Annotated in this window: 23 protein-coding genes; 17 read left to right on the top strand and 6 right to left on the bottom strand. The window is 70.0% G+C overall.

What is annotated here, in order from left to right:
- The first annotated feature begins 8 nt into the window (after positions 1 to 8).
- Genes IB278_RS08910 through IB278_RS08895 form a run of 4 tightly spaced genes read left to right on the top strand, consistent with a single transcriptional unit; the run spans position 9 to position 3398 of the window.
- Positions 9 to 662 (top strand): flavoprotein, encoded by a 654-nt coding sequence (locus IB278_RS08910; RefSeq protein WP_145745035.1) that lies wholly within the window; start codon positions 9 to 11, stop codon positions 660 to 662.
- Positions 641 to 2119 carry a DUF6513 domain-containing protein gene (locus tag IB278_RS08905; RefSeq protein WP_145745036.1) on the top strand — a complete coding sequence of 493 codons (1479 nt, stop codon included), beginning with the start codon at positions 641 to 643 and terminating at the stop codon, positions 2117 to 2119. Before IB278_RS08910 ends, IB278_RS08905 begins: the two co-directional genes overlap by 22 nt.
- The gene (locus IB278_RS08900; protein WP_192323243.1) at positions 2116 to 2697 is read left to right on the top strand and encodes a DUF447 domain-containing protein; all 582 of its coding nucleotides are present in this window, start codon (positions 2116 to 2118) and stop codon (positions 2695 to 2697) included. Before IB278_RS08905 ends, IB278_RS08900 begins: the two co-directional genes overlap by 4 nt.
- Positions 2694 to 3398 (top strand): (5-formylfuran-3-yl)methyl phosphate synthase, encoded by a 705-nt coding sequence (locus IB278_RS08895; protein WP_145745040.1) that lies wholly within the window; start codon positions 2694 to 2696, stop codon positions 3396 to 3398. Before IB278_RS08900 ends, IB278_RS08895 begins: the two co-directional genes overlap by 4 nt.
- A gap of 3 nt (positions 3399 to 3401) precedes the next feature.
- Here the strand turns inward: IB278_RS08895 and IB278_RS08890 are convergent, their stop codons facing one another.
- The 3 genes from IB278_RS08890 to IB278_RS08880 are packed head-to-tail and all read right to left on the bottom strand — an operon-like array spanning position 3402 to position 6077.
- Positions 3402 to 4001 (bottom strand): aspartate kinase, encoded by a 600-nt coding sequence (locus IB278_RS08890; RefSeq protein WP_145745041.1) that lies wholly within the window; start codon positions 3999 to 4001, stop codon positions 3402 to 3404.
- Positions 4001 to 5101 (bottom strand): hydantoinase/oxoprolinase family protein, encoded by a 1101-nt coding sequence (locus tag IB278_RS08885; protein WP_261380340.1) that lies wholly within the window; start codon positions 5099 to 5101, stop codon positions 4001 to 4003. Before IB278_RS08885 ends, IB278_RS08890 begins: the two co-directional genes overlap by 1 nt.
- On the bottom strand, positions 5088 to 6077 hold the full coding sequence (locus IB278_RS08880; RefSeq protein WP_192323242.1) for an ATP-grasp domain-containing protein: 990 nt from the start codon (positions 6075 to 6077) through the stop codon (positions 5088 to 5090). Before IB278_RS08880 ends, IB278_RS08885 begins: the two co-directional genes overlap by 14 nt.
- Positions 6078 to 6115: 38 nt before the next feature.
- Between IB278_RS08880 and IB278_RS08875 the strand changes: the two genes are divergently transcribed.
- The 8 genes from IB278_RS08875 (at position 6116) to IB278_RS08840 (ending at position 15036) form a co-directional block, all read left to right on the top strand.
- Positions 6116 to 6850, top strand: coding sequence for a HisA/HisF-related TIM barrel protein (locus IB278_RS08875; protein ID WP_192323241.1), 735 nt, complete (start codon positions 6116 to 6118; stop codon positions 6848 to 6850).
- 232 nt (positions 6851 to 7082) lie between these two features.
- Positions 7083 to 8306, top strand: coding sequence for a formylmethanofuran dehydrogenase (locus IB278_RS08870; protein ID WP_192323240.1), 1224 nt, complete (start codon positions 7083 to 7085; stop codon positions 8304 to 8306).
- Positions 8303 to 9985 carry a formylmethanofuran dehydrogenase subunit A gene (locus IB278_RS08865; protein ID WP_145745050.1) on the top strand — a complete coding sequence of 561 codons (1683 nt, stop codon included), beginning with the start codon at positions 8303 to 8305 and terminating at the stop codon, positions 9983 to 9985. Before IB278_RS08870 ends, IB278_RS08865 begins: the two co-directional genes overlap by 4 nt.
- Positions 9985 to 10935, top strand: coding sequence for a formylmethanofuran--tetrahydromethanopterin N-formyltransferase (fhcD, locus tag IB278_RS08860; RefSeq protein WP_192323361.1), 951 nt, complete (start codon positions 9985 to 9987; stop codon positions 10933 to 10935). Before IB278_RS08865 ends, fhcD begins: the two co-directional genes overlap by 1 nt.
- On the top strand, positions 10932 to 11762 hold the full coding sequence (locus IB278_RS08855; RefSeq protein ID WP_192323239.1) for a formylmethanofuran dehydrogenase subunit C: 831 nt from the start codon (positions 10932 to 10934) through the stop codon (positions 11760 to 11762). Before fhcD ends, IB278_RS08855 begins: the two co-directional genes overlap by 4 nt.
- Before the next feature lie 136 nt (positions 11763 to 11898).
- On the top strand, positions 11899 to 12432 hold the full coding sequence (gene fae, locus IB278_RS08850; RefSeq protein ID WP_145745056.1) for a formaldehyde-activating enzyme: 534 nt from the start codon (positions 11899 to 11901) through the stop codon (positions 12430 to 12432).
- 2 nt (positions 12433 to 12434) lie between these two features.
- Entirely contained in the window at positions 12435 to 14327 is a 1893-nt protein-coding gene (locus tag IB278_RS08845) for a chorismate-binding protein (RefSeq protein ID WP_192323238.1), read from the top strand.
- A 37-nt stretch (positions 14328 to 14364) separates the two neighbouring features.
- Complete coding sequence (locus tag IB278_RS08840) at positions 14365 to 15036, top strand: HAD family hydrolase (RefSeq protein WP_145745226.1); 672 nt, start codon at positions 14365 to 14367, stop codon at positions 15034 to 15036.
- Here the strand turns inward: IB278_RS08840 and IB278_RS08835 are convergent.
- The 3 genes from IB278_RS08835 to IB278_RS08825 are packed head-to-tail and all read right to left on the bottom strand — an operon-like array spanning position 15033 to position 18048.
- Positions 15033 to 15680 carry a response regulator transcription factor gene (locus IB278_RS08835; RefSeq protein ID WP_021007691.1) on the bottom strand — a complete coding sequence of 216 codons (648 nt, stop codon included), beginning with the start codon at positions 15678 to 15680 and terminating at the stop codon, positions 15033 to 15035. The two genes, IB278_RS08840 and IB278_RS08835, sit on opposite strands and share 4 nt — an antisense overlap.
- Positions 15677 to 17056, bottom strand: a complete 1380-nt coding sequence (locus IB278_RS08830) for a histidine kinase (RefSeq protein ID WP_145745059.1) — start codon at positions 17054 to 17056, stop codon at positions 15677 to 15679. Before IB278_RS08830 ends, IB278_RS08835 begins: the two co-directional genes overlap by 4 nt.
- Complete coding sequence (locus tag IB278_RS08825) at positions 17053 to 18048, bottom strand: alpha/beta fold hydrolase (RefSeq protein WP_145745061.1); 996 nt, start codon at positions 18046 to 18048, stop codon at positions 17053 to 17055. Before IB278_RS08825 ends, IB278_RS08830 begins: the two co-directional genes overlap by 4 nt.
- Positions 18049 to 18219: 171 nt before the next feature.
- On the opposite strand from IB278_RS08825, the gene pqqA reads away from it, so the two are divergent.
- The 5 genes from pqqA (at position 18220) to pqqE (ending at position 21725) form a co-directional block, all read left to right on the top strand.
- Entirely contained in the window at positions 18220 to 18294 is a 75-nt protein-coding gene (gene pqqA / locus IB278_RS08820; protein WP_010100094.1) for a pyrroloquinoline quinone precursor peptide PqqA, read from the top strand.
- A 223-nt stretch (positions 18295 to 18517) separates the two neighbouring features.
- Entirely contained in the window at positions 18518 to 19441 is a 924-nt protein-coding gene (gene pqqB, locus IB278_RS08815; RefSeq protein ID WP_192323237.1) for a pyrroloquinoline quinone biosynthesis protein PqqB, read from the top strand.
- A 16-nt stretch (positions 19442 to 19457) separates the two neighbouring features.
- Positions 19458 to 20222, top strand: a complete 765-nt coding sequence (gene pqqC, locus IB278_RS08810; protein ID WP_145745065.1) for a pyrroloquinoline-quinone synthase PqqC — start codon at positions 19458 to 19460, stop codon at positions 20220 to 20222.
- Positions 20223 to 20283: 61 nt separating this feature from the next.
- The gene (pqqD, locus tag IB278_RS08805; RefSeq protein ID WP_145745067.1) at positions 20284 to 20577 is read left to right on the top strand and encodes a pyrroloquinoline quinone biosynthesis peptide chaperone PqqD; all 294 of its coding nucleotides are present in this window, start codon (positions 20284 to 20286) and stop codon (positions 20575 to 20577) included.
- Positions 20574 to 21725 (top strand): pyrroloquinoline quinone biosynthesis protein PqqE, encoded by a 1152-nt coding sequence (gene pqqE, locus IB278_RS08800; RefSeq protein ID WP_145745069.1) that lies wholly within the window; start codon positions 20574 to 20576, stop codon positions 21723 to 21725. The genes pqqD and pqqE overlap by 4 nt, the downstream gene beginning before the upstream one ends.
- The last annotated feature ends 153 nt before the right edge of the window (positions 21726 to 21878 follow it).

Here is a 21878-nt window from a genome sequence, read left to right as displayed (position 1 = left end):
TCGCAGACATGACGAACGGGGAGCCGACGGGCACGGGCAAGATCGATCCACGCGGCGCCGCGCTGGCTGCCGAAGACGGCGAGGCGCCCATGCCCGCATCGCCGCCGCGCTCGCGGTTGGCGTGGTGCATCACGGGCTCGGGCCATTTCCTCGAGGAATCGCTTGCCATTGCGGCGCGGCTGCCCTCGGTCGACCTGTTCCTCTCGGCTGCGGCCGAGGAGGTGCTGCCCATCTACAAGCTGCAGATCGAGGCGCTCAAGCCGCGTTTTCGCGTGTTCCGCGACAAGACCGCCAGCGGCGTGCCGGTGGGCATGCTCTATGACGACGTCTATCACACGGTGGTGGTGGCGCCGGCCACCAGCAACACGGTGGCCAAGTGCGCATTCGGCATCAGCGACTCGCTGCCGACCAACATGTTTGCCCAGGCCGGCAAGCTCGGCATTCCTGGCATCGTGTTTGCATGCGATACGGAACCGGTGGTGGTGACCAAGTCGCCGCACGACTGGGTCACGCTGCGTCCGCGGCGCATCGAACTGGACAACGTGGAGCGGCTGCGCGGCATCGACTTTTGCCAGGTGGTCTGTTCACCGACCGAACTGGAGACCGCGCTCGACACGCGCCTGAAGGAACTTTCTCTCGCATGGAACACATCGTCTTCCTGACCGGGCGTCTCGCCCAAGCCAGCCTCACGCGGGTGCTGGCCGGGATCGAGGCGGCACCGTTCACATGGGAAGTGCGCGAGATCGGTTTGCAGGTGGCGGCGCTGATGACGGCCGACATGATCCGCCGCCGCGTTGCGGCCCCCGTGTTCACCGAGGCCGAAGGCGAGGGCGCCGCACCGCGCCGCGCCGACCGCATCATGGTGCCGGGCCGCTGCCGCGGCGACGTCGAGGCGCTGAGCCTTCACTTCGGCGTTCCGGTGGAACGCGGCCCGCAGGAGCTGAAAGATCTGCCGCGCCACTTCAACCGCAGCGCGCGCGCGGTCGACCTGAGCGAGTACGAGGTCGCCATCTTCGCCGAGATCGTCGACGCGCCGCGGCTCTCGGTGGCACAGATCATCGAGCGCGCGCAGCAGCTTGCGGCCGACGGTGCCAACGTGATCGACCTGGGCTGCCTGCCCGAGACGCGCTTCGACCACCTGAGCGAAAGCGTGCAGGCGCTGAAGGCCGCGGGCTTCCAGGTCAGCGTCGATTCGAGCGACGCGCAGGAACTGCTGCTCGGCGGCAAGGCCGGCGCCGACTACCTGCTGAGCCTCACGCTCGACACGCTGTGGATCGCCGATGAGGTTGCGGCCACGCCGGTGCTGATACCGCGCGTTCCGGCCGACGAAGCGTCGCTGTATGCGGCCGTCGAACAGATGCAGCGGCGCGGCCGCGCCTTCCTGGCCGATTCGATCCTCGACCCGATACCTTTCGGCCTGACCGCCTCCATCGTGCGCTACCACCGGCTGCGCGAGCGCTTTCCCGATGCGCCGATCATGCTCGGCGTAGGCAACCTCACCGAGCTCACCGAGGCCGACACCAGCGGCATCAACGCAGTGCTGTTCGGCATTGCCGCCGAGCTCAACGTGGCGGCGGTGCTGACCACGCAGGTGAGCCAGCATGCGCGCCGCGCGGTGAGCGAGGCCGACTGGGCGCGCCGCATCATGCATGCCGCAGCGCGCAACGCCACGCTGCCCAAGGGCATGAGCGATGCGCTGATGACGGTGCACGCCAAGCATCCGTTCCCCGACACGCCGGAAGAAATCGGCGAGATCGCCTCGCAGGTGCGCGACCCCAACTTCCGCGTGCAGATCTCGCCGCTGGGCCTGCACGTCTACAACCGCGACGGCATGCGGCTCGCGCAGGGCGCCTTCGAGCTCTGGCCGCAGCTCCGGCTGCAGGACGATGCCGACCATGCGTTCTACATGGGCGTGGAGCTGGCGCGGGCCGAGATCGCCTGGCAGCTCGGCAAGCGCTACGTGCAGGACCAGCCGCTCGACTGGGGCTGCGCCGCGCCGCGGCCCGCCGAAGACCTCGCGCGCTGGTGCGCGCCGGGAACCACCATGAAGACATCGAAGAAGAGCAGCGCGGCCGAGACCGGCGCCACGAGCACCACCGCTGCGCCATCCCCCTCATGAACGACCAGATCTTCGAAGCCGTGGTGACCACCGTGGCCCCCGGCGGCAAGCCGCACGTGGCGCCGATGGGCATCCGCTACCAGGAGGGCGGCATCCTGCTGATGCCGTTCAAGCCCTCGACCACGCACGACAACATCGTGGCCACCGGCCATGCGGTGCTCAACATCGTCTGCGACACCCGCGTGTTCGCGGGCTGCGTCACGGGCCGCAAGACGTGGCCCACGCTGCCGGCCGAGCGCATCGAAGGCGTGCGGCTGGCCGCTGCGCTGCGGCACGTCGAACTCGAACTGGCCGAGCAGCGCGACGACGTGCAGCGGCCGGTGCTGCGCATGGTGGCAGTGCACGAGGCCACGCATGCGCCGTTTGCCGGCTTCAACCGCGCGCAGGCCGCGGTGATCGAAGGCGCCGTGCTGGTGAGCCGGCTGCACATGCTCCCTCCCGAGAAAGTGGAAACCGAAATGACCTACCTGCAGATCGCGATCGACAAGACCGCCGGCCCCGAGGAACGCGAGGCCTGGGAGTGGCTGCGCGCCGCGGTCGCGCAGCACCGTGCCGCCGACCGGGAGCGCACATCATGACGACGCGCATGCTGGTGAGCGTGCGCAGCGTGGACGAGGCCCTGCTCGCGGCCCGCGGCGGCGCCGACTTCATCGACCTGAAGGAACCCAACGAAGGCGCACTGGGCGGCCTGCCGACGGCAACCATCGGCGCCATCGTGGGCGCGCTGCGTGCGCATGGCATCGACCTGCCCGTGAGCGCGACGATCGGCGATCTGCCGATGCATGCGCTCGACGTCATCCTGGCGCAGGTGGATGCGGTGGGTGCCTGCGGCGTCGACTATGTGAAGGTCGGCATCGAGCGCGGGCCCGAGGCCCTTGCGGTGCTCGATGCGCTCGCGGCCTGCGATTGGCCGGTGGTGCCGGTCTTCATCGGCGACCACGGGCTCGATGCCGCGCTGACCGCGCATGCCTGCACGCTGGGCTTTCCGGGGCTCATGGTCGACACCGCCGACAAGCAGGCCGGCAGCCTGTTCGATGCCGTGCCGATGGCCGACCTGCGCGCCTTCCTGGCCCAGGTGCGCGCCGCAGGGCAAATGGCCGGCGTGGCGGGCGCGCTGCGCACGGCCCATGTTCCGCTGCTGCAGTCGCTGGCACCGGACTTCGCGGGGTTTCGCAGCGCGGTGTGCGTGGGCGACCGCAAGGCGGCCCTCAGCCCCGAGCGGCTGGCGGCACTGGCCGCGCTGCTGCACGGCGAGGCGGTGGAACCTGTGGCGGTCTGAACTTCAGCGCGGGGCGAAGGTCGCCTCGCCCAGCAGCAGCGCACGCATGGTCGCGAGCTGGTTCTTGTGAAGCAGGGTGATCGGAAACGCAGCATCGCCGGAACGCTCGGAAAACTGCCGGTCGACCACGCCCGCGTCGCCAAGCTCATTGAGCGTCATCTGCGGATCGATGGTGCACGACTTCACCAGCACCAGCTGCTCCGCGTTGAGATGCTTGGCGAGGTCGAGCGCGATGGTGTCGGACGTGGCGTCCCAGCTGGTGCGGCCGTCCGGCTTGTCGCGCCGCAGTTCGAGCGGCAGCCACAGCGCGGTCTTTCCGCGCCGCAGAAGGTCGGGGATTTCGGTCTTGCGCGCGGCCAGCTGCAGCGCCGGGTTCAGCGCATGCAGCTGGTAGGCCGTCTGCGCCATGGCCAGCACCGCCATGTTGTGCGCGGCCAGGTCGTTGAACTGCCAGTGCGCCTGCACGCGCCGCACTTCGTCTGCAAATGTGCCGCCACCGCAGACCACCGTGACGCGGCCGCCGCCGATCTGCGCCAGCAGATCGAGCCACTGCGGCAGCACAGGGTCGGCGCAGAGGCTGCCGCCAATCTTGACCACCCACATCAGTCGTGCTCCCTTTCGAACAGCGCGGCCACCGCCACGCTCGGTGCGCACACCTGCGCCCAGCCGGCGGTGCCCGCGGGCGCATGGCGGGCGACGTTTGCCACGTCGCTGCCATAGGCGGCAAAGTGGCGCGGCACGGCTCCCGCGCCTTCGCCCTCCGCAGCGACCGCGGCCAGGCCGGGCACCAGGAAGGCGCCGCAGCCCGCGCTCACCGCCACGGCATCGCGCGAGAGCGCATGCGCCGCCAGCACACCGCGCAGCTGCGCACCGATGGCCTCCACCTGTGCCGCGCGCCAGGCGCGTGCGAGTTGAAGCCATTCTTCGGCGGATGCATCGCGCTCGTCCAGCCCCACCATGCGCGCAAGGCGCTGGCGCGTGGCTGGCAGGCTCTTGGCCGCGTTGTCGGCGCTGGGGTGCAGGTCGTGCGCGGGATCGAGTTCGCCGCACAGGCGATAGACGTCGGCCGTGGTGGCGAAGAACTCGTTCATCACGTGCCTTGCCTGGCCGCGCCATTCGATGCGCTGGGCAAGCGCGCACACCGGCGTGCGCACCACGCCGTGGTAGGCGAGTTCGCCGGTCACCAGGCGCTCGGCATCGCTGCGGCTGGTGGTCAGCACGCGCCGGTTGCCGAAGGCGATCAGGTCGGTGGTGGTGCTGCCGATGTCGACCAGCACGCCTTCGGCAAACACCAGCGCGGCATGCCGCGCGGTCGCGAGCCAGTTGGCCGAGGCGATGTGCTCCCAGTGCCGTGCCACATCCGCGGCGGCGCACCAGCCGGCATCGCCGGCAAAGAAGTGCAGGGCGCCCGATGGCGCGGGAAGCGATGCCGCCAGCGCCGCGGCAATGCCGCGCACGCCGGCTTCGCGGTCGGGAAACAGGTCGACCATCTCGCCCGTCATGGTGACGGCATGCTGCGCGGATGCAAGCGCGGGCCAGCGCGTGCTTGCGGCCTGCAGCGCACGCGCCAGATGGTCGAGGCCCTGCCAGAGCGGACAGCCCCACTGCGCCACGTCGACCACCTCGCCGCCTTGCAGCAGGCAGGCCTTGACATGGGCGCCGCCGATGTCCCAGCCGATGGTGGTGCGTTCAGGCGTCGGCACGCGCAAGTTCCCGTTCTGGAGTGCCGCCGCCGTGCCGGCGGTCTGCCAGCAGCTCCGCTGCGAGGTTGCGGCCCAGCGCCGCGGAGAGCCCGACGTAGGCACAGGTGACACGCGGATTGACCTCGATCACCACCGGCCCGCGCTGCGGGTGCCAGACCAGGTCGATGCCCGCGAAGCCGCGCAGCCCGGGGATGGCGCGCGCCACCTGCATGGCCAGCGCGGCCAGGTCATGCCGGCGCGGATCGCCGCGGCCCACCGCATCGACGTTCACGCCATCGAAAGACAGCCTGCCGTGCGCATCGATCGAAATGCATTGGCGGTTGATGCTCAGCATTTCGGCATTCTGCTCCGTGCACAGCAGCGAGAGGCTCAGGGCTTCACCCTCGATCCAGGGCTCGAGCGTCAAGGTGGCGCCGGCCTGCGCGCGCAGGGCCTGGTCTTCGAGCGCATCGGCGTGGTGGGTGTGCACGTGGGTGGCCACGCCGCCGGCGCCATCGTCGGGCTTGACCACCCAGCGTGCGATATCGAGTGCTTCGGCAAAGGCCAGCGGTGTCTGCACGCCGTGCGCGGCCAGGTGCGCGAGTGTCGCTTTCTTGCCGGCCGTGAGCTCGATGGCTTCGGCGCTGCAGCCGAGCCAGCGTGCATCACCCACCGTGCGCTGGAAGCGCGCGAGCAGGCCGTCCGTCTCGGGCGCCACCAGCCACACGAGGTCATGCAGAGCGCTCTGCCGCGCGACGAAGTCGAAGGCCGATTCGTTGGCACGGGCCCGCAGTGGCACGGCACCTGCAGGCAGGGTGTTCCCCGGTTCGCAGACCGCCGCGGAGACCGAACAATCGGCGGCGCGCACCAGGTCTGCCACCATGGCATCGCGCATCGACAGGCCCAGCGGCAAAAGCTCGTCGGCTGCGGCGTCGTCGCCGTAGTCGCTCCAGCCGCCGCCACTGAGATACTCGTAGACAAAAACGCGTTGGGTCATTTCATCATCCACTTTCCGGGCTCTTCCCCATCTTTCCCATGACTTCCGAACTGAACCTGATTCCTGTGGTCGACCTGCTGAAGGGCCAGGTGGTGCGGGCCGTGCGCGGCGACCGCAAGGCCTACCGGCCGATCGTGTCGGCGCTGTGCGCCAGCAGCGATCCGGTGACGGTGGCGCGCATCCTGTGCGAGCACTGCGCGGCCCGCCAGCTGTACGTGGCCGATCTCGACGCCCTGCAGGGCGGGGCGGTGCAGACCGGCGTGCTGGCCGATCTGCTGCAGGCACTGCCGGACATCGAGCTCTGGCTGGATGCCGGCCTGGCGGATGCATCGGCCGGCCAGGCGCTGCGCGAGCAGCTGGCGCCTTACGCGCCGCGCATCGTGCTGGTGTTCGGCAGCGAATCGCTGCGTTCGCGCGAGGCGCTGGAGCGCTGTTTCGAGGCCACGGCCGCCGATGGCGCCGGCGACCCCGGTGCGGCGCTGTCGCTGGACCGGCGCGATGGCCAGCGGCTCGATGCCGCCGGCTGCTGGGACGCGGTGGACCTGTGGCCGAAGCGGCTGATCGTGATGACGCTGGAGCGCGTCGGCTCCGGCGCCGGCCCCGACCTGGAAACCCTGCAGGAGGTGAGGCGCCTGGCGCCGGGCGCCATGGTGATCGGTGCCGGCGGGATCCGCAGCGAGGACGACCTGGCGCGGGCGAGTGCCGCCGGCGCCGACGCCTGGCTGGTGGCCAGCGCACTGCACGACCTGCAACTGCCACGCGTGCGCCGCTGATCTGCCGAAGCCGGTGCGACGAGGGTGGGTGAGGCGTGCCATCAGCCCGCTGTACACACGAACCGTGCCATCCATCGGTGGGCTCGCTTGCACTGTTGCCGGCCGTTGCCGGCACGCATTGACCGCCAAAAGCGCAACACTCTGTCTCACATTGTGTGTGTCATCCGGGCCCCGTCCCAAGGCGCGGCGGCCCTGCGGGTGAATGGCACATGGCTTGCGTGGTGGCCTGCCCATGAATCAACCCGACACTGCCGTGCCAACCGGCAATGCCCCCTGGACCTGCCCCTTTTGCCCGCTGCTGTGCGACACCTTCGGCGTCGAGGCGGGCACGCCGTTGAAGCTCGTGGGCGGCGACTGCCCGCGCGCGCGCAAGGCGCTCGCCAACTTCGACGCCTCGGGTGGCGCGGCGCAGCCGCAGGTCGGCGGCCAGGACTGCGACCTGGACACGGCGCTCGGCAAGGCCGCGTCGCTGCTCGCGGCCAGCCGCCAGCCCCTGTTCGGCGGCCTCGGCACCGACGTCGCGGGCGCCAGGGCGCTCTATGCGCTGGCCTGCGAAACCGGTGCCATCTGCGATCCGGCCCAGGGAGCGGCGCTGATGCACGGCCTGCGCGCGCTGCAGGACCGCGGCGGCTTCAGCACCACGCTGGCGGAAGCGAGGACGCGGGCCGACCTGATCGTCTGCATGACCGAGGAGCCGGCGGCGCACTACCCGGAGTTCTTCCGGCGCATCGGCGTGGGCGAGCGGGAGGGCGTGGCCGTGGAAACGCTGCCGCTGCACGGCGACCTCTTCGACACCGTGGCAATGCTCGCCGCACTCGTGGCGGGCCGTGTTTCGAAAGACGATGCCCGCGTGCCGGCCGATCTGGCGGCGCTCGCGGCGCGGCTGCAGGCGGCGCGCTATGCGGTGCTGGTGTACGAATCGGGCCGGCTGCCGGCGCAGGGCGCGCTGATCATCGAGGCGATCCAGCGCATCGTCGCCACGCTCAACCGCAGCACGCGCGCGGCCTCGCTGCCGCTGGGCGGCGGGGACGGGGCTTCCACCGTGAACCAGGTGTTCGCCTGGCTCTCGGGCCTGCCGTTGCGTTCGCGCGCCGGGCCGCTGGGCCTGGAGCATGAGCCGCTGTGCTTCGATGCCGAGCGCCTGCTCGCCGACGGCGCGGCCGACACGCTGCTGTGGGTGTCGAGCTACGGCCCCGAGCCAGCGCCGCCAGCCGCGGGCATGCCGCGCATCGTGCTCGGCCATCCGGGCATGCCCCTGCTGCGGGACGCGCACGAGCTGGTGTTCATTCCCGTGTCGACGCCCGGCATCGGTTCCGCCGGCCATCTGTTCCGCACCGACGGCTCGGTGCTGCTGCCGCTGCGACCTGTGTACGACGACGGGCTGCCGGGCGTGGCCGAGGTGGTCCGGCGCCTGACGCAGGCAGTGCAGGCGCTGAAGAAGGGGCGTGTGCAATGACGGCGACGCTACGCTTGCGCGGCGGCCGCGTCATCGATCCCGCGAATGGCCGCGACGAGGTGCGCGACCTGTACGTGCGCGATGGCCGCATGGTCGAGCTCGCACCGAACGAAGCCGCCACCGAGGAGATCGACATCGGCGGCTGCATCGTGATGGCCGGCGGCATCGACATGCACACCCACATCGGCGGCGGCAAGGTCAACCTCGCGCGCATGCTGCTGCCTGAAGACCACCGCGCCAACGCCAACCCCATCGCGCTGCCCGACAATCTGCTCGAGCTTGCCTCGTGCGGCACCTGCACGCCGGGCACGCTGGCCACCGGCTACCGCTATGTCGAGATGGGCTACACGGCGGCCTTCGAGCCGGCCATGATGGCCTGCAATGCGCGCCACGCGCACATGGAGATGGGCGACACGCCGATCCTCGACCACGGCGCCTACGTGATGCTCGGCAACGACGAGCTGTTTCTGCGCATGCTGGCCGAGGGCTGGGACTTCGAGCGCATCCGCGACTACGCGGGCTGGACCATCAACGCCAGCAAGGCGATGGGCGTGAAGGTGGTGAACCCCGGCGGCATCTCGGCCTTCAAGTTCAACCAGCGAAAGCTCGACGTCGACGAGAACCACGTGCACTGGCAGGTCACGCCGCGGCAGGTGGTGCACACGCTGGCGCGCGCGCTGCGCGAGCTTGGGGTGCCGCATCCGCTGCACATCCACGGCAGCAACCTGGGCGTGGCCGGCAACATCCAGTCCACGCTCGACACCATCGCCGCGCTCGACGGCCTGCCCGGGCACCTGACGCACATCCAGTTCCACGCCTATGGCACCGAGGGGCCGAAGAAGTTCTCCTCGGCCGCGCTGCAGCTCGCCGAGGTGGTGAATGCGAACAGGAACGTCAGCATCGACGTCGGCCAGATCATGTTCGGCCAGACCGTCACGGCCTCGGGCGACACCATGCGCCAGCATGCGCAGTCGGGCCTGGCCGATCCGCGCAAGTGGATCGGCGCCGACATCGAGTGCGAGGCCGGCTGCGGCGTGGTGCCGTTCCGCTACCGCGAGCAGAGCTACGTGAATGCGCTGCAGTGGGTCATCGGGCTGGAGATCTTCCTGCTGGTCGACGATCCGTGGCGCGTGGTGCTGACCACCGACCATCCCAACGGCGGCCCGTTCACGAGCTATCCGCACCTGATCCGCCTGCTGATGGACCGCAGCTTCCGCGAGGAACAGCTCGCCAAGCTGCATCCCGAGGTGGCGGCCCAGGCCGCGCTGCGTTCGATCACGCGCGAGCTCTCGCTCTACGAGATCGCGATCATGACCCGCGCCGGCCCCGCGCGGCTGCTGGGCCTGCGCGACCGCGGCCACCTGGGCGCGGGCGCGGCGGCCGACATTGCGGTGTACCGCGAGAACGCCGACCGCGAGGCCATGTTCGCGACGCCCGAATACGTGTTCAAGGACGGCGTGCTGGTCTCGCGCGCGGGCCGCGTCACGGCGGCGCCGGTGGGCGGCACGCACTTCGTCGCGCCCGACTACGACCGCGGCATCGAGAAGCGGCTGCGCCGGCACCTGGCGGCGCAGGGCTCGGTCAACTTCGACCACATCGCCATCGGGCACGACGAGCTGTGCCAATGCTGCAACGGCGGGCGCCTGCTGCCGGCCGAGTGCTTCAAGGAGTCGTCGTGATGGGTCTGGAGCGCAACGGCGTCGTCATCGACGAAACTTTTGCCGAGGCCTTTCCGATGAAGGCCACGCGCATCCTTATCACGGCGCACAACATGGCGTGGGCGCACCATGCGGCGGTGTCGGCCACCGGCTTCGCGACCTCGGTGATCGCCTGCGGCTGCGAGGCCGGCATCGAGCGCGAGATATTGCCGGACGAATCGCCCGACGGCCGCCCCGGCGTGAGCGTGCTGATGTTCTCGATGTCGGGCAAGGAGCTCGGCAAGCAGCTCGAGCGCCGCGTCGGCCAGTGCGTGCTGACCTGTCCCACCACCGCGGTGTTCGCGGGCCTGCCGCGCGGCGCGCCCGGCAGCGACGTGGCCGCGCTCGGCAAGAACCTGCGCTTCTTCGGGGACGGCTGGCAGATCTCGAAGGTGATCGATGGCGTGCGCTACTGGCGCGTGCCGGTGATGGACGGCGAATTCGTCGCGCAGGAAGACACGCCCGTGGTGAAGGCCGTGGGCGGCGGCAACCTGCTGCTGCTGGCGCGCGACACCGATGCCGCACTGGCGGCCGCCGAGGCCGCCGTGGCGGCGATGAAGCGGCTGCCCAATGTGGTGATGCCGTTTCCGGGCGGCGTGGTGCGATCGGGCTCGAAGGTTGGCAGCCGCTACGCTAACCTCAACGCCTCGACCAACGATGCCTTCTGCCCGAGCCTCGTGGGGCTGGTGGCGCACAGCGAACTGGCGGGCGGCGCCTCCGCCCAGGCGATCGGCTGCGTGATGGAAATCGTGATCGATGGCCTGACCGAGGCCGACGTGGGCGCCGCCATGCGCGTGGGCATGGAAGCCGCCATCGCCATCGGACCGGCCGGAGGCCTGCTTCGCATCTCGGCCGGCAACTACGGCGGCAAGCTGGGCCCGTTCCATTTCCATCTGCACAGGCTTCTGGGCGCGGCGGGGGATGCACCATGAGCGGATGGCATTTCAGGTTGCGGCAGGTGCCGGCGTTGCGCGTCGATCTGCGTGGCGTCACGCCGACCGCGCTGGCGGAACTCTCGGCTGCGCAGATCGGGCAGCTGCCCGTGGGCCATGGCAACGCGATGCTGCCGCTGGCCGAACTGTTCGATGTTGCGAAGGGCACGGAAGAGGGCACGCTTCGCTTCGAAGGCGTTCTCGAGCGCTTCGACCGCATCGGCTGGCAGATGGACGGCGGGCGCATCCACGTCGAAGGCCATGCCGGCCACTATGCGGGCGGCTGCATGCGCGGCGGCTCGCTGCAGATCGATGGCAGCGCCGGCCTGCTGGCCGCCTGCGAAATGGCCGGCGGCAGCATCGAGGTGAAGGGCGACGTCGGCGATTTCGCGGCCAGCACCTTGCCCGGCAGCATGGACGGCATGCGCGGCGGCACCTTCGTGGTCCATGGCCATGCGGGCGAGCGCTTCGGCGACCGCATGCGCCGCGGGTCCGCGCTGGTCCATGGCGATGCGGGCGCGTTCCTGGGCTCGCGCATGGTGGCGGGCACGATCGCCGTGGGTGGCAAGGCCGGCGCGCATGCGGGCTACGGCATGCGCCGCGGCAGCATCGTCTTTGCCGGACCCGATGCCGCGTTGCCGCAAGGCATCGAGGCGGCGCTGACCTTCGTGCCCAACCGGACTGCAACGCCGGTCTTCTGGGCCCTGCTGTCGCGCGATCTGGCGCGCCACGGCGGAGCTTTTGCGGCCTTGCCCACGCGCCGCATCGAACGCCACCTCGGCGATCTCTCGGCCGACGGCAAAGGCGAACTCATCGTGTGCCTATGACTCGCCCCCAAGCTTCGCGCACTTCGTGTCGCTTCGCCAACCCCCTACCGGGGGCAACACCAGCGGCCCGGCAAAGCCGGTTCCGCGGTGTTTCTGGAATGGTTCTCGGTTTCTTCTAACCTCGTTTGTTTTGTTTATGACGCATCCCTATCTTTTCCACGCCGGCGAAGCCACCGTCCTCGCCAAGGAAGGCCAGTTCACCGATGCCATGCCCGAGATCCTGATCGGCGCCACCGATGGCCCCGTGGGCCAGGCCTTCGCCAACATGATGGCGCAGAGCAAGGGCCACACCGCGATGTTCGCGATCCGCGCCTGCAACCAGCTCGTGCGGCCCGCGACCATCATGGTGCCCAAGGTCACGCTGAAGGACGCGGCCAACATCGACCTGTTCGGCGGCGTGGTGCAGAGCGCAACGGCCGATGCGGTGGTCGATTGCCTGATCGATGGCATCATTCCCCGGGAACATGCCAACACGCTGTGCATCATCAGCCTGGTGTGGATCGATCCGCGCTGCGCCAAGGACCAGAACCTCGACAAGAAAGACATGTACCGCACCAACTACGAAGCCACCAAGCTCGCGATCCGGCGTGCGCTGAACAACGAGCCGTCGGTGGACGAGCTGATCGCCAATCGCCACCGCATCAAGCACGACATGGACGACTGGAGCTGACCTTGCCTTCGTTCGCGCTTCTCGACGACTGCGGCTCGACGCCCGCGCGGCCCACCAGCCGGCTGCACACCGGCTTCGTGCGCGAGCACCGCTGCGCCGACCCGGCCGATCTCGATGCCGCCTGGGCACGCGTCGACGCCGATCTGCGGCAGGGCCTGCATGCGGTGCTGCTGGCCGACTACGAATGGGGCGCCAGGCTGCAGCGCGCGGGGCATGCGCGGCTTGCGGCCAGCGATGCATCGGCGCTGCGCGTGCTGATGTTCCGCGACTGCGCCATGCTTTCGTCGGACCAGGTTGCCAGCTGGCTGGAGCAGCTCGAGGCGAGCGAGGCCAGCCCGCCGCAGCCCGTCGGCGTGCTGGACCTGCAGCCCAGCATCGACGAGCCGGCCTTCACCGCAGCCATCGCGCGCATCCACGACGCCATCGCCGCGGGCGAAACCTACCAGGTCAACTTCACCTACCGGCTGCACGGCCAGGGCTATGGCTCGCCCGTGGCGCTGTACCGGCGCCTGCGCGAGCGGCAGCCGGTGGCCTATGGCGCGGTGATCGCCCTGCCCGAAGGCGGCCAGAACGCGGGGGAGGGCGACATCACCCACGTGCTCTCGTGCTCGCCCGAACTCTTCCTGCGCCACGACGCGGGCGTGCTCACCGCACGCCCCATGAAAGGCACTGCGGCCCGCGCCGATGCGCCCGAGGGCGACAGCGAGATGGCGCGCCGGCTTTCGGTCGACGCCAAGAACCGCGCCGAGAACGTGATGATCGTCGACCTGCTGCGCAACGACATCGGCCGCGTGGCGTGCATCGGTTCCGTCAAGGTGCCGACGCTCTTTGCCATCGAGCCCTACGCCACGGTGTTCCAGATGACCTCGACCGTGCAGGCGCGGCTGCGCGCCGGCGTCGGCATGCCCGAGCTGCTGCGCGCGGTGTTCCCCTGCGGCTCCATCACGGGCGCACCCAAGCACCGCACCATGGAATGGATCGGCGAACTCGAGAGCACGCCGCGCGGCCTCTACTGCGGCGCGATCGGCTGGGTCGATGCGCCGCCGGACGGCGCGGCCGTCGGCGACTTCTGCCTGTCGGTGGCGATCCGCACGCTCACGCTGGGCGCACAGCAGAAGGGCCTGCGGCCGCTGCGGCTGGGTATTGGCGCGGGCATCGTGCAGGACAGCATTGCGGCCGACGAATTCGAGGAATGCCTGCTCAAGGCGCGCTTCCTCACCGCGCTCGATCCGGGCTTCGAACTCTTCGAGACCATGCTGGCCACCCCCGGCGAAGGCATCCGCTACCTGGACCGCCACCTGGCGCGGCTGGCGCGCAGCGCGCGTGCGCTGGGCTTCCGGTTCGACCGCGATGCCGCGATGCAGGCGCTGCGGGAAGCCTTGCCCGCGCTCGCGCCCGGCCAGCCCTCGCGCCTGCGGCTCGCGCTGGCGCACGGCGGGCGCATCGGCATCACCCATTCGCCACTGCCACCCTTGCCGCCGGGCGCGGTGAAGCTGCTGATTGCCGACCAGCGGCTGCCCGATGCGAACCCGCTGGCCGCCCACAAGACCACCGTGCGCCAGCACTACGACGCCGGGGTGCGCGCGGCCGAACGCGCCGGGGCCTTCGACAGCCTGTTCTTCACCGAAGACGGCCGGCTCGTCGAAGGCGGGCGCAGCACCGTGTTCGCACGCATCGACGGACGCTGGTGGACGCCGCCGGTTGCCGACGGCGCGCTGCCCGGCGTGATGCGCGGCGTGCTGATCGAGGATTCGATCTGGGAGGCCACCGAACGCAGCCTGTACCGGCAAGACCTGGAGGCTGCGCAGAAGCTCGTGGTGTGCAATGCGCTGCGCGGCGTGCTGCCGGCGCGGCTGGTTCAGCAAGCGCAGCCGCACGAGGCGGCCGCCGCTTGAGAAGCAGGGCCCGCCCCTTCCTCGACCGGGCTTGCCGATGAAGCTGGCGCTGTTCGACCTGGACCACACGCTGATTCCGTTCGACAGCGGCATGGCGTGGACGCGCTTCCTGGTGGCGCGCGGCGTGCTGCCGGCCGAAGCCGAGACCGTTTACCTGGGCTACTGCCAGCAGTACGTGGACGGCACGCTGGACATCCGCGAGCTGCATCGCGCCAGCGTCGCGCCGCTCGCGAGCTTCGGCATGGCCGCGCTGCGCCAATGGGCGGCGGAGTTCGAGGCCGAGATCGCGTCGCAGGTGCCCGAGCCGATGCGAGCGCTGGTGCGCCAGCACCAGGATGCGGGCCATGTCTGCGCCATCGTGACCGCCACCACCCGCTTCATCGCCGAGCCCTTCGGCCGCCTGTTCGGCGTGGCCGACGTGCTGGCGACGCGCTCGCTGGTGATCGACGACACGCTCGACGGCGCCATCGACGGCGACCCGTGCTACGGCGTGCACAAGCTGATGCACGTGAATCAGTGGCTCGCCACGCGCGGCACGCGGCTCGAGGCGCTCGAGCAGTCGTGGTTCTATTCCGATTCGGCCAGCGATCTGCCGCTCCTGTGCGCCGTGTCCGATCCGGTGGCGGTGGCGCCCGACGATCGCCTGCGCGCCCGGGCCGCCGAGGCCGGCTGGCCGATCATCGAACGGACGCCGCCGGCGGCTGGCTAGACCTGGATCAGCCCCCAGCGCAGCGCCACCCAGGTGAGCTCCGCCTGATTGGTGGCGCCCAGCTTCTGCTTGACGCGGTACAGGTGCGAGCCCACCGTGCTGAGCGAAAGGTTCAGCGTGCTGGCAATCTGCGCCACCGTCATGCCGCGCGCGAGCTGGATGAAAACCGAGAACTCGCGCTCGCTGAGCAGGTCGGCCGGGTTGGCTTCGCCCTCGATCTGCGCCGTGGCCAGCGCCTGCGCGGTGTTGGCGTCGATGTAGCGGTCGCCGCGCGCCACGGCCTTCACCGCGGCAATCAGCGCATCGGGCGCGCTGCGCTTGGCCAGGTAGCCGAGTGCGCCGGCGCGCAGCACGCGGCGCGGATGGATCGTGTCCTCGTGCGCCGACAGCGCCAGCACGCGCGCCTTGGGGTCGTGCGCCAGCAGGCGGCGCAGCGCTTCCAGGCCGCCCATGCCGGGCATCGACAGGTCCATCACCACCACGTCGGGCCGCACCTGAGGATAGTCCTGGCAGGCCTGCTCGCCGGTGTCGGCCTCGGCCGCCACCTCGATCTGCGCGTCGGCCAGCAGCATGCGAAAGCCCATGCGCACCAGCGCATGGTCGTCCACCAGCATCACTCGAATCGGCTGAATCGCCTGGGTCATGTGTTCTCCGCGGCGGCCGCCGGCAAGGGCAGGCGCACCGTCAATTGGGCGCCGCTGGGCGCGGCGGGTTCAAGGCGCAGGTCGCCGCCCAGGCTGTCGATGCGTTCGGCAAGCCAGCGCAGGCCATAGTGCCCTGTGCTGGTTTCCCTGGCGGCATCAGGGCCGGGCAGGCCGCGCCCGTCGTCGGTCAGCGTGAGCTTCACGGTCTCTTCGTCGCCCTGCAGGGCCAGCACGATGCGGTGCGCCTCGCCATGGCGCAGCGCGTTGGTGATGCCCTCCTGCGCGGCGCGGTACAGCACCAGCGCGGTGTCGGTGTCGAGCCGCAGGCGGTCGAGCTCGATCTCCAGGTGCCATTCGACCTGCACGCCGCCGTGGCTGTTGCGGGTTCGCTCGACCAGGTCCTCGAGCGCGGCCACCAGCCCGAACTTGTCGAGCACCAGCGGCGTGAGGCGCGGGATCATGCCGTGCATGGCGGTGTAGAGCCGCCCCGATTCCTCGGCGATCAGCCGCGCCGCCTGCTCGGACTGCGGATCGAGCGCCTGCACGCGCTGCGCGATCGACAGGGCCATGCTGCGCATCGCGGTGACCGACTGGCCCAGCTCGTCGTGCAGCTCGCGCGCGATCAGGCGGCGCTCCTGCTCGATCTTCTGGTCGACCCAGCGGCCCAGTTCGCGGCTTTCAGACAGGCGGCTCTCGGCGCGCACGGCACGCCGTTCGGTCTCGATGTGCTGCTGCAGCATGCCGACCATGCGGTTGAAGGCGGCGCCGATGGCCGCCGCCTCGGTGCCGGGCAGCGCGCGCAGCGAAACATCGAAGCGCCCGCTTTCGAGCTGGTTGAGCGCATCGACGATGTCCGCGAACGGGCGTGTGGCGCGGCCGACCAGCCAGAACACGCCCGCGTTCACCACCAGCAGCAGGCCCAGCGCGCTGAGGGTCAGCAGCGCGGCATCGTCCCAGGCATCGAGCACCGCGCGCGAAGCGTTCGAGCTCACGATCAGCTTGCCGCCGGGAAAGGCGATCGACATCTGCGAAGGCGGCGGCGAGACGAGGCGGTCGAACCAATCGGGCGCATCGCGGCCGGCCTTGTAGACCGAGTTGGGCGAGCTGTAGAGCACGTGTTCCTCGGCATCGAGCAGCGTGATGTCGTTGGAGCGCACGCGGCCGACGCCCTGCAGGAACGACAGCATGGCCGGCGTGCCCTGGGCCGCGTAGAGCCAGGCGGTGCGGTTCAGCAGCTGCGCGGCCACGCGGTTGGCCGCGACGACTTCCTCCTGGATCGACTCGCGCATCGCACGCACTTGCAGCGCGAGCATGGCCGCGACGAACAGCAGCGTCAGCAGGCTGACGATGAGGTTGATCTTCAGGCGCAGGGTCATGGCGTGGGCGCGTTGCCGAAGTGGCCATGCCGCGCGTAGCTGTCGAGCGCGGCAACCATCGCCGAGGCCATGGCCGGGTGCGCGGGGTCGTGGCCCGCGCCGTCGATCCATTGCAGCCGGCTGTGCGGAATGCGGTCGTGCACGGCTTCTGCGCCATGCGGCGCGCAGATGCGGTCGTCGCGGGAATGCAGCAGCAGGGTGGGCACGCGGGGCAGTGCGGCCAGCCGGTCCGGCAGCGGGGGCGCATCGAGCCAGCAGCGGTGCAGCAGGTAATGGCTCTGCACGCGGTAGCGGTCGACCAGTGCGTCGAGCGTTTCGCGGTCCGGTCGGGCTTGGGCGGGCATCGGTTCGCCAGCTGGCACACCCGTGCCGCGCGCCAGCGCTTGCTCCCAGTGCCACCAGGCGAGCGCGAGCTGGCGGGCGCCATCGGCCGGCGCCTGCTGCAGGCCGCGGGCCAGGAAGCCCAGCATGTCGTGGCGCTCGCCGGCCGGTGCCACGGACGCGAACCGCGCCCATGCGGCGGGTGCGCGGCCGGCGCTGTCCTGGAAGAAGGCGCCGATCTCTTCGGCGTTCGGCAGGAACACCGCACGCAGCAGCAGCGCCGCCACCGCTTGCGGCTCGAAGGCCGCATGGGCCAGCGCCAGCGTGGCGCCCCACGAGCCGCCGACCACCAGCCAGCGCGGCACCCCGAGTTGTTCGCGCACGCGCTGCAGGTCGCCGAGCAGGTCGGCCGTGCGGTTGTGCATGGTCGCGCCGCGCGGGCGGCTGCGGCCGGCGCCGCGCTGATCGATGCTGATCACGCGGTATCGCGCCGGATCGAAGAAGCGGCGCAGCAGCGGCGAGCTGCCCGAGCCGGGCCCGCCGTGCAGGACCACGGCGCAGGCGCCTTCGGGATTGCCACCTTCTTCTACATGCAGCACATGGCCGTGCGGCACCTCCAGTGCGTGGGTGCGCCAGGGAGGAGATTCGGGGTACAGGCCGGTGGGAAGCACGAGGGCGATGGTACGCGGTGGCCCTGTTGCCGCTATTCATGAAAATCATGAAGTGCGAATCATGATTTCATGGCTGGGTCTCGGTGGTTCATGGGTTCAAGATGGGGACCGGAGCACACGAAGTTCCCGCAGCCGCCACATGGCGCTGTGCAACCTTGCAGGAGACACCCTATGAAGTGGGAAACCCCGACGGCCACCGATCTTCGCTTCGGCTTCGAGATCACGATGTACGTCAGCGCTCGTTGATTGGACGCCCCCCGTTGCTTGCTCACTTCGTGTAGCAGCCTCCCCCCACTGGGGGGCGCACCCGGCGGACTGGCAGAGCCAGTTCCGCGGGTGCACCGGGCTGGTTGCGTTGGGTTCGGGCGATGGGAAAGCGTACAACGCGGCAACTCCTCGACAGCCTGCCCCGGTGCGTTCCGGGGCGGGTTGTTTTCATCCGACCGACACGTCATCCATTTCTCTCCCGATGCGCATCACCGTCCTGGGCTCGGCCGCTGGCGGCGGCTTCCCGCAGTGGAACTGCAACTGCCCCAATTGCGCCGGCGTGCGCAACGGCACGGTGCGCGCCAAGCCGCGCACGCAGTCGTCGATCTTCGTGCGCCCCGACGAGGGCGAGGACGGCGTGTTGTTCAACGCATCGCCCGACATCCTGGAGCAGATCCGCAGCAGCCCCATATTGCAGCCGGCGCGCGCAATGCGCGACACCGCCATCGCGGGCGTGGTGCTGATCGACGGCCAGGTCGACCATGCCACCGGCCTCTTCATGCTGCGCGAGCGCGGCACGCCGCTGCCGCTGTGGTGCACCGATCCGGTGGCCGAAGACCTGAGCGAGGGTAATCCCGTGCTGCGCGTGCTGTCGCACTACTGCGGCGTGGCGCGCCACGCGATCACGCTCGACGGCAATTCCTTCGAGGTGCCCGGCGTGCCCGGCCTCGTCTTCCGCGCGATGGCGCTGACCGGCAAGGCCGCGCCGTACTCGCCGCACCGCGAGCAGCAGGTGCCGGGCGACAACATCGGCGTGGCCATCCTCGACCGCAGGAGCGGCAAGAGCCTGTTCTATGCGCCGGGCCTGGGGGCCATCACGCCGCCCGTGTTCGATGCCATGGCCAGCGCCGATGCGGTCATGGTCGACGGCACCTTCTGGACCGACGACGAGATGCTTCGCCTGGGCGTGGGCAGCAAGCGCGCGCGCGAGATCGGCCACCTGCCGCAGTCGGGCGAGGGCGGCATGATCGAATGGCTGTCGAAGCTGCCCGCCACCACCGCGCGTCGCATGCTGATCCACATCAACAACACCAACCCCATCCTCAATGAGGACTCCGAAGAGCATGCGGCGCTGCGGCGCGCAGGCATCGAGCCCTGCGAGGACGGGATGACGATCCAACTCTGAAAACATCGAGCCCGCCATGCATGCCGACAGGATTCAAGATTCATCGCGCCCAGTCACGGGCAGCGAGAAAACCGCCCCGGCATGGAGCCGCCAGGAGTTCGAAGCCAAGCTGCGCGAGCGCGGCCGCAGCTACCACATCCATCACCCGTTCAACGTCATGCTCAACAGCGGCCGGGCCACGCCCGAGCAGATCCGCGGCTGGGTGGCGAACCGCTTCTACTACCAGATCGCGATCCCGATCAAGGACGCGGCCGTGCTCTCGAACTGCCCCGACCAGCAGGTGCGCCGCGGCTGGGTGCAGCGCATCCTCGACCACGACGGCTTCGAGCTCGGCGGCATCAAGGACGAAGGCGGCGTCGAGGCCTGGCTGCGGCTGGCCGAGGCGGTGGGGCTCACGCGCGAAGAAGTGCGCGACTTGCGCCACGTGGTGCCGGCGGTGCGCTTCGCGGTCGATGCCTACGTGAACTTCGCGCGCCGCGCGCCCTGGCAGGAGGCCGTGTGCTCCTCGCTCACCGAGCTCTTTGCGCCCGAGATCCACAAGCAGCGCCTGGCCACCTGGCCCGAGCACTATGCGTGGATCGAATCGGCAGGCCTCGACTACTTCCGCAACCGCGTGAGCCAGGCTCGGCGCGACGTGGAGCAGGGTCTGGCCATCACGCTCGACCACTTCGACACCCGCGCACTGCAGGAGCGCGCGCTCGAGATACTGCAGTTCAAGCTGGACATCCTGTGGGCCATGAACGATGCGATGGCGACGCGCTACGGGGTGAACGGCGCATGAGCGCTGCGCCGGGCCGCCCCAAGCAAGCTCGCACCGCAGTGCGAAGCACGAAGGTACTCCAATGACCGCGAACAAGCCCGTGCTCACCGCCGAAAGCAAGCCCCGCGTCGGCCCGGGTTTTCGCCTGCAATGGGAGCCGGCGCAGGAATGCCATGTGCTGCTGTACCCCGAGGGCATGGTCCGGCTCAACGGCAGCGCGGGCGAGATCATGAAGCGCTGCGACGGCGAGCGCAGCGTCGCGGCCATCGTGGCCGACCTGGAGCAGGCCTTCGACACCACCGGGCTCGAACCCGAGGTGCGCGGCTTCGTCGAACTGGCGGCGCAGCAGAACTGGCTGCGCTGGGACGCCCAATGACCGCCGCGCCGCCGCGCCCCGGACCGCCGCTCTGGCTGCTGGCCGAGCTGACCTACCGCTGCCCGCTGCATTGCGTGTTCTGCTTCAACCCGGTCGACTTCGCGCAGCAGGAGAACGAACTCGGCACCGACGACTGGCTGCGCGTGCTGCGCGAAGGCCGCGAGCTCGGCGCGGTGCAGTGCGGCCTCTCGGGCGGCGAGCCGCTCCTGCGCGACGACCTGGAGATCATCATTGCCGAGGCCGCGCGCCTGGGCTACTACACCAACCTGCTGACCTCCGGCGTCGGCCTCACGGCGCAGCGCGCCGCCGCGCTGAAGGCCGCGGGCCTGGACCACGTGCAGCTGTCGTTCCAGGACTCCACGCGCGAGATGAACGACTTCCTCTCGCACACCAAGACCTTCGAACTCAAGAACCGGGTGGCGAAGATCATCAAGGACCAGGGCTGGCCGATGGTGCTGAACGTGGTGATCCACCGCATGAACATCGACCACATCGACCGCATCATCGAGATGGCGCACGAGATGGGGGCCGAGTACCTCGAGCTGGCCAACACCCAGTACTACTCGTGGGCCTTCGTGAACCGCGACCAGCTGCTGCCCACGCACGAGCAGCTGCGCCATGCCGAGGAGGTGACCGACGCCTGGCGCAAGCGGCTCGGCGAGCGCATGCGCATCTTCTTCGTGGCGCCTGACTACCACGAGGGCAAGGCCAAGAAATGCGTCAACGGCTGGGGCAGCATGTTCCTCACCGTGGCGCCCGACGGCACCGCGCTGCCCTGCCACACCGCGAAGATGCTGCCGGGCCTCGAATTCCCGAACGTGAAGGCACACGGCCTGCGCGAGATCTGGTTCGATTCCGAAGGCTTCAACCGCTACCGCGGCACCGGCTGGATGAAGGAGCCCTGCGCGAGCTGCGACCAGCGCGAGCAGGACCTGGGCGGCTGCCGCTGCCAGGCCTACCTGCTGGCGCAGGACGCGGCCGCGGCCGATCCGGTGTGCGCGAAGAGCCCGGACCACCACCGCGTGGTCGAGGCGGTGGAGCGTGCGGCCGCGCGCGATCCGGCGGCGCCGGCCGAGCATCCGCTGGTGTTCCGCGATCCCGCCAATTCGCGGCGGCTTTCTGCCGCAATCGTCACGCCGCACGCGTGAGGCGAGGGGCCGCCTCGGGCCGGCGCCACGGCACGGTTGAATTGCCCGGCGGCATGTGCGCCGTCAAGCGGTTGACGCTGGCACGCGCCCCTGGCTACATTCCCGGACGAGCCCTTGGAGAGGCTGCCGCGTTGGCCGGCAGGCGCGTGCCTC

This window comes from Variovorax sp. VRV01 (assembly GCF_014852545.1).
In the GTDB taxonomy this organism is placed as follows: domain Bacteria; phylum Pseudomonadota; class Gammaproteobacteria; order Burkholderiales; family Burkholderiaceae_C; genus Variovorax; species Variovorax beijingensis_A.
Note: the sequence above shows the minus strand (reverse complement) of the source record. Positions and strands in the feature narration are given on the sequence as shown.

Bases quoted from the DNA above. Each gene is read 5' to 3' on its own strand.
- pqqC (WP_145745065.1), top strand. From the start codon at position 19,458: ATGCATGCCGACAGGATTCAAGATTCATCGCGCCCAGTCACGGGCAGC.
- IB278_RS08855 (WP_192323239.1), top strand. From the start codon at position 10,932: ATGAGCGGATGGCATTTCAGGTTGCGGCAGGTGCCGGCGTTGCGCGTC.
- IB278_RS08905 (WP_145745036.1), top strand. From the start codon at position 641: ATGGAACACATCGTCTTCCTGACCGGGCGTCTCGCCCAAGCCAGCCTC.
- fae (WP_145745056.1), top strand. From the start codon at position 11,899: ATGACGCATCCCTATCTTTTCCACGCCGGCGAAGCCACCGTCCTCGCC.
- pqqE (WP_145745069.1), top strand. From the start codon at position 20,574: ATGACCGCCGCGCCGCCGCGCCCCGGACCGCCGCTCTGGCTGCTGGCC.
- pqqD (WP_145745067.1), top strand. From the start codon at position 20,284: ATGACCGCGAACAAGCCCGTGCTCACCGCCGAAAGCAAGCCCCGCGTC.
- IB278_RS08880 (WP_192323242.1), bottom strand. From the start codon at position 6,077: ATGACCCAACGCGTTTTTGTCTACGAGTATCTCAGTGGCGGCGGCTGG.
- IB278_RS08830 (WP_145745059.1), bottom strand. From the start codon at position 17,056: ATGACCCTGCGCCTGAAGATCAACCTCATCGTCAGCCTGCTGACGCTG.
- IB278_RS08835 (WP_021007691.1), bottom strand. From the start codon at position 15,680: ATGACCCAGGCGATTCAGCCGATTCGAGTGATGCTGGTGGACGACCAT.
- IB278_RS08840 (WP_145745226.1), top strand. From the start codon at position 14,365: ATGAAGCTGGCGCTGTTCGACCTGGACCACACGCTGATTCCGTTCGAC.
- IB278_RS08900 (WP_192323243.1), top strand. From the start codon at position 2,116: ATGAACGACCAGATCTTCGAAGCCGTGGTGACCACCGTGGCCCCCGGC.
- IB278_RS08890 (WP_145745041.1), bottom strand. From the start codon at position 4,001: ATGTGGGTGGTCAAGATTGGCGGCAGCCTCTGCGCCGACCCTGTGCTG.
- IB278_RS08875 (WP_192323241.1), top strand. From the start codon at position 6,116: ATGACTTCCGAACTGAACCTGATTCCTGTGGTCGACCTGCTGAAGGGC.
- pqqB (WP_192323237.1), top strand. From the start codon at position 18,518: ATGCGCATCACCGTCCTGGGCTCGGCCGCTGGCGGCGGCTTCCCGCAG.
- fhcD (WP_192323361.1), top strand. From the start codon at position 9,985: ATGGGTCTGGAGCGCAACGGCGTCGTCATCGACGAAACTTTTGCCGAG.
- IB278_RS08895 (WP_145745040.1), top strand. From the start codon at position 2,694: ATGACGACGCGCATGCTGGTGAGCGTGCGCAGCGTGGACGAGGCCCTG.
- IB278_RS08910 (WP_145745035.1), top strand. From the start codon at position 9: ATGACGAACGGGGAGCCGACGGGCACGGGCAAGATCGATCCACGCGGC.
- IB278_RS08870 (WP_192323240.1), top strand. From the start codon at position 7,083: ATGAATCAACCCGACACTGCCGTGCCAACCGGCAATGCCCCCTGGACC.
- IB278_RS08865 (WP_145745050.1), top strand. From the start codon at position 8,303: ATGACGGCGACGCTACGCTTGCGCGGCGGCCGCGTCATCGATCCCGCG.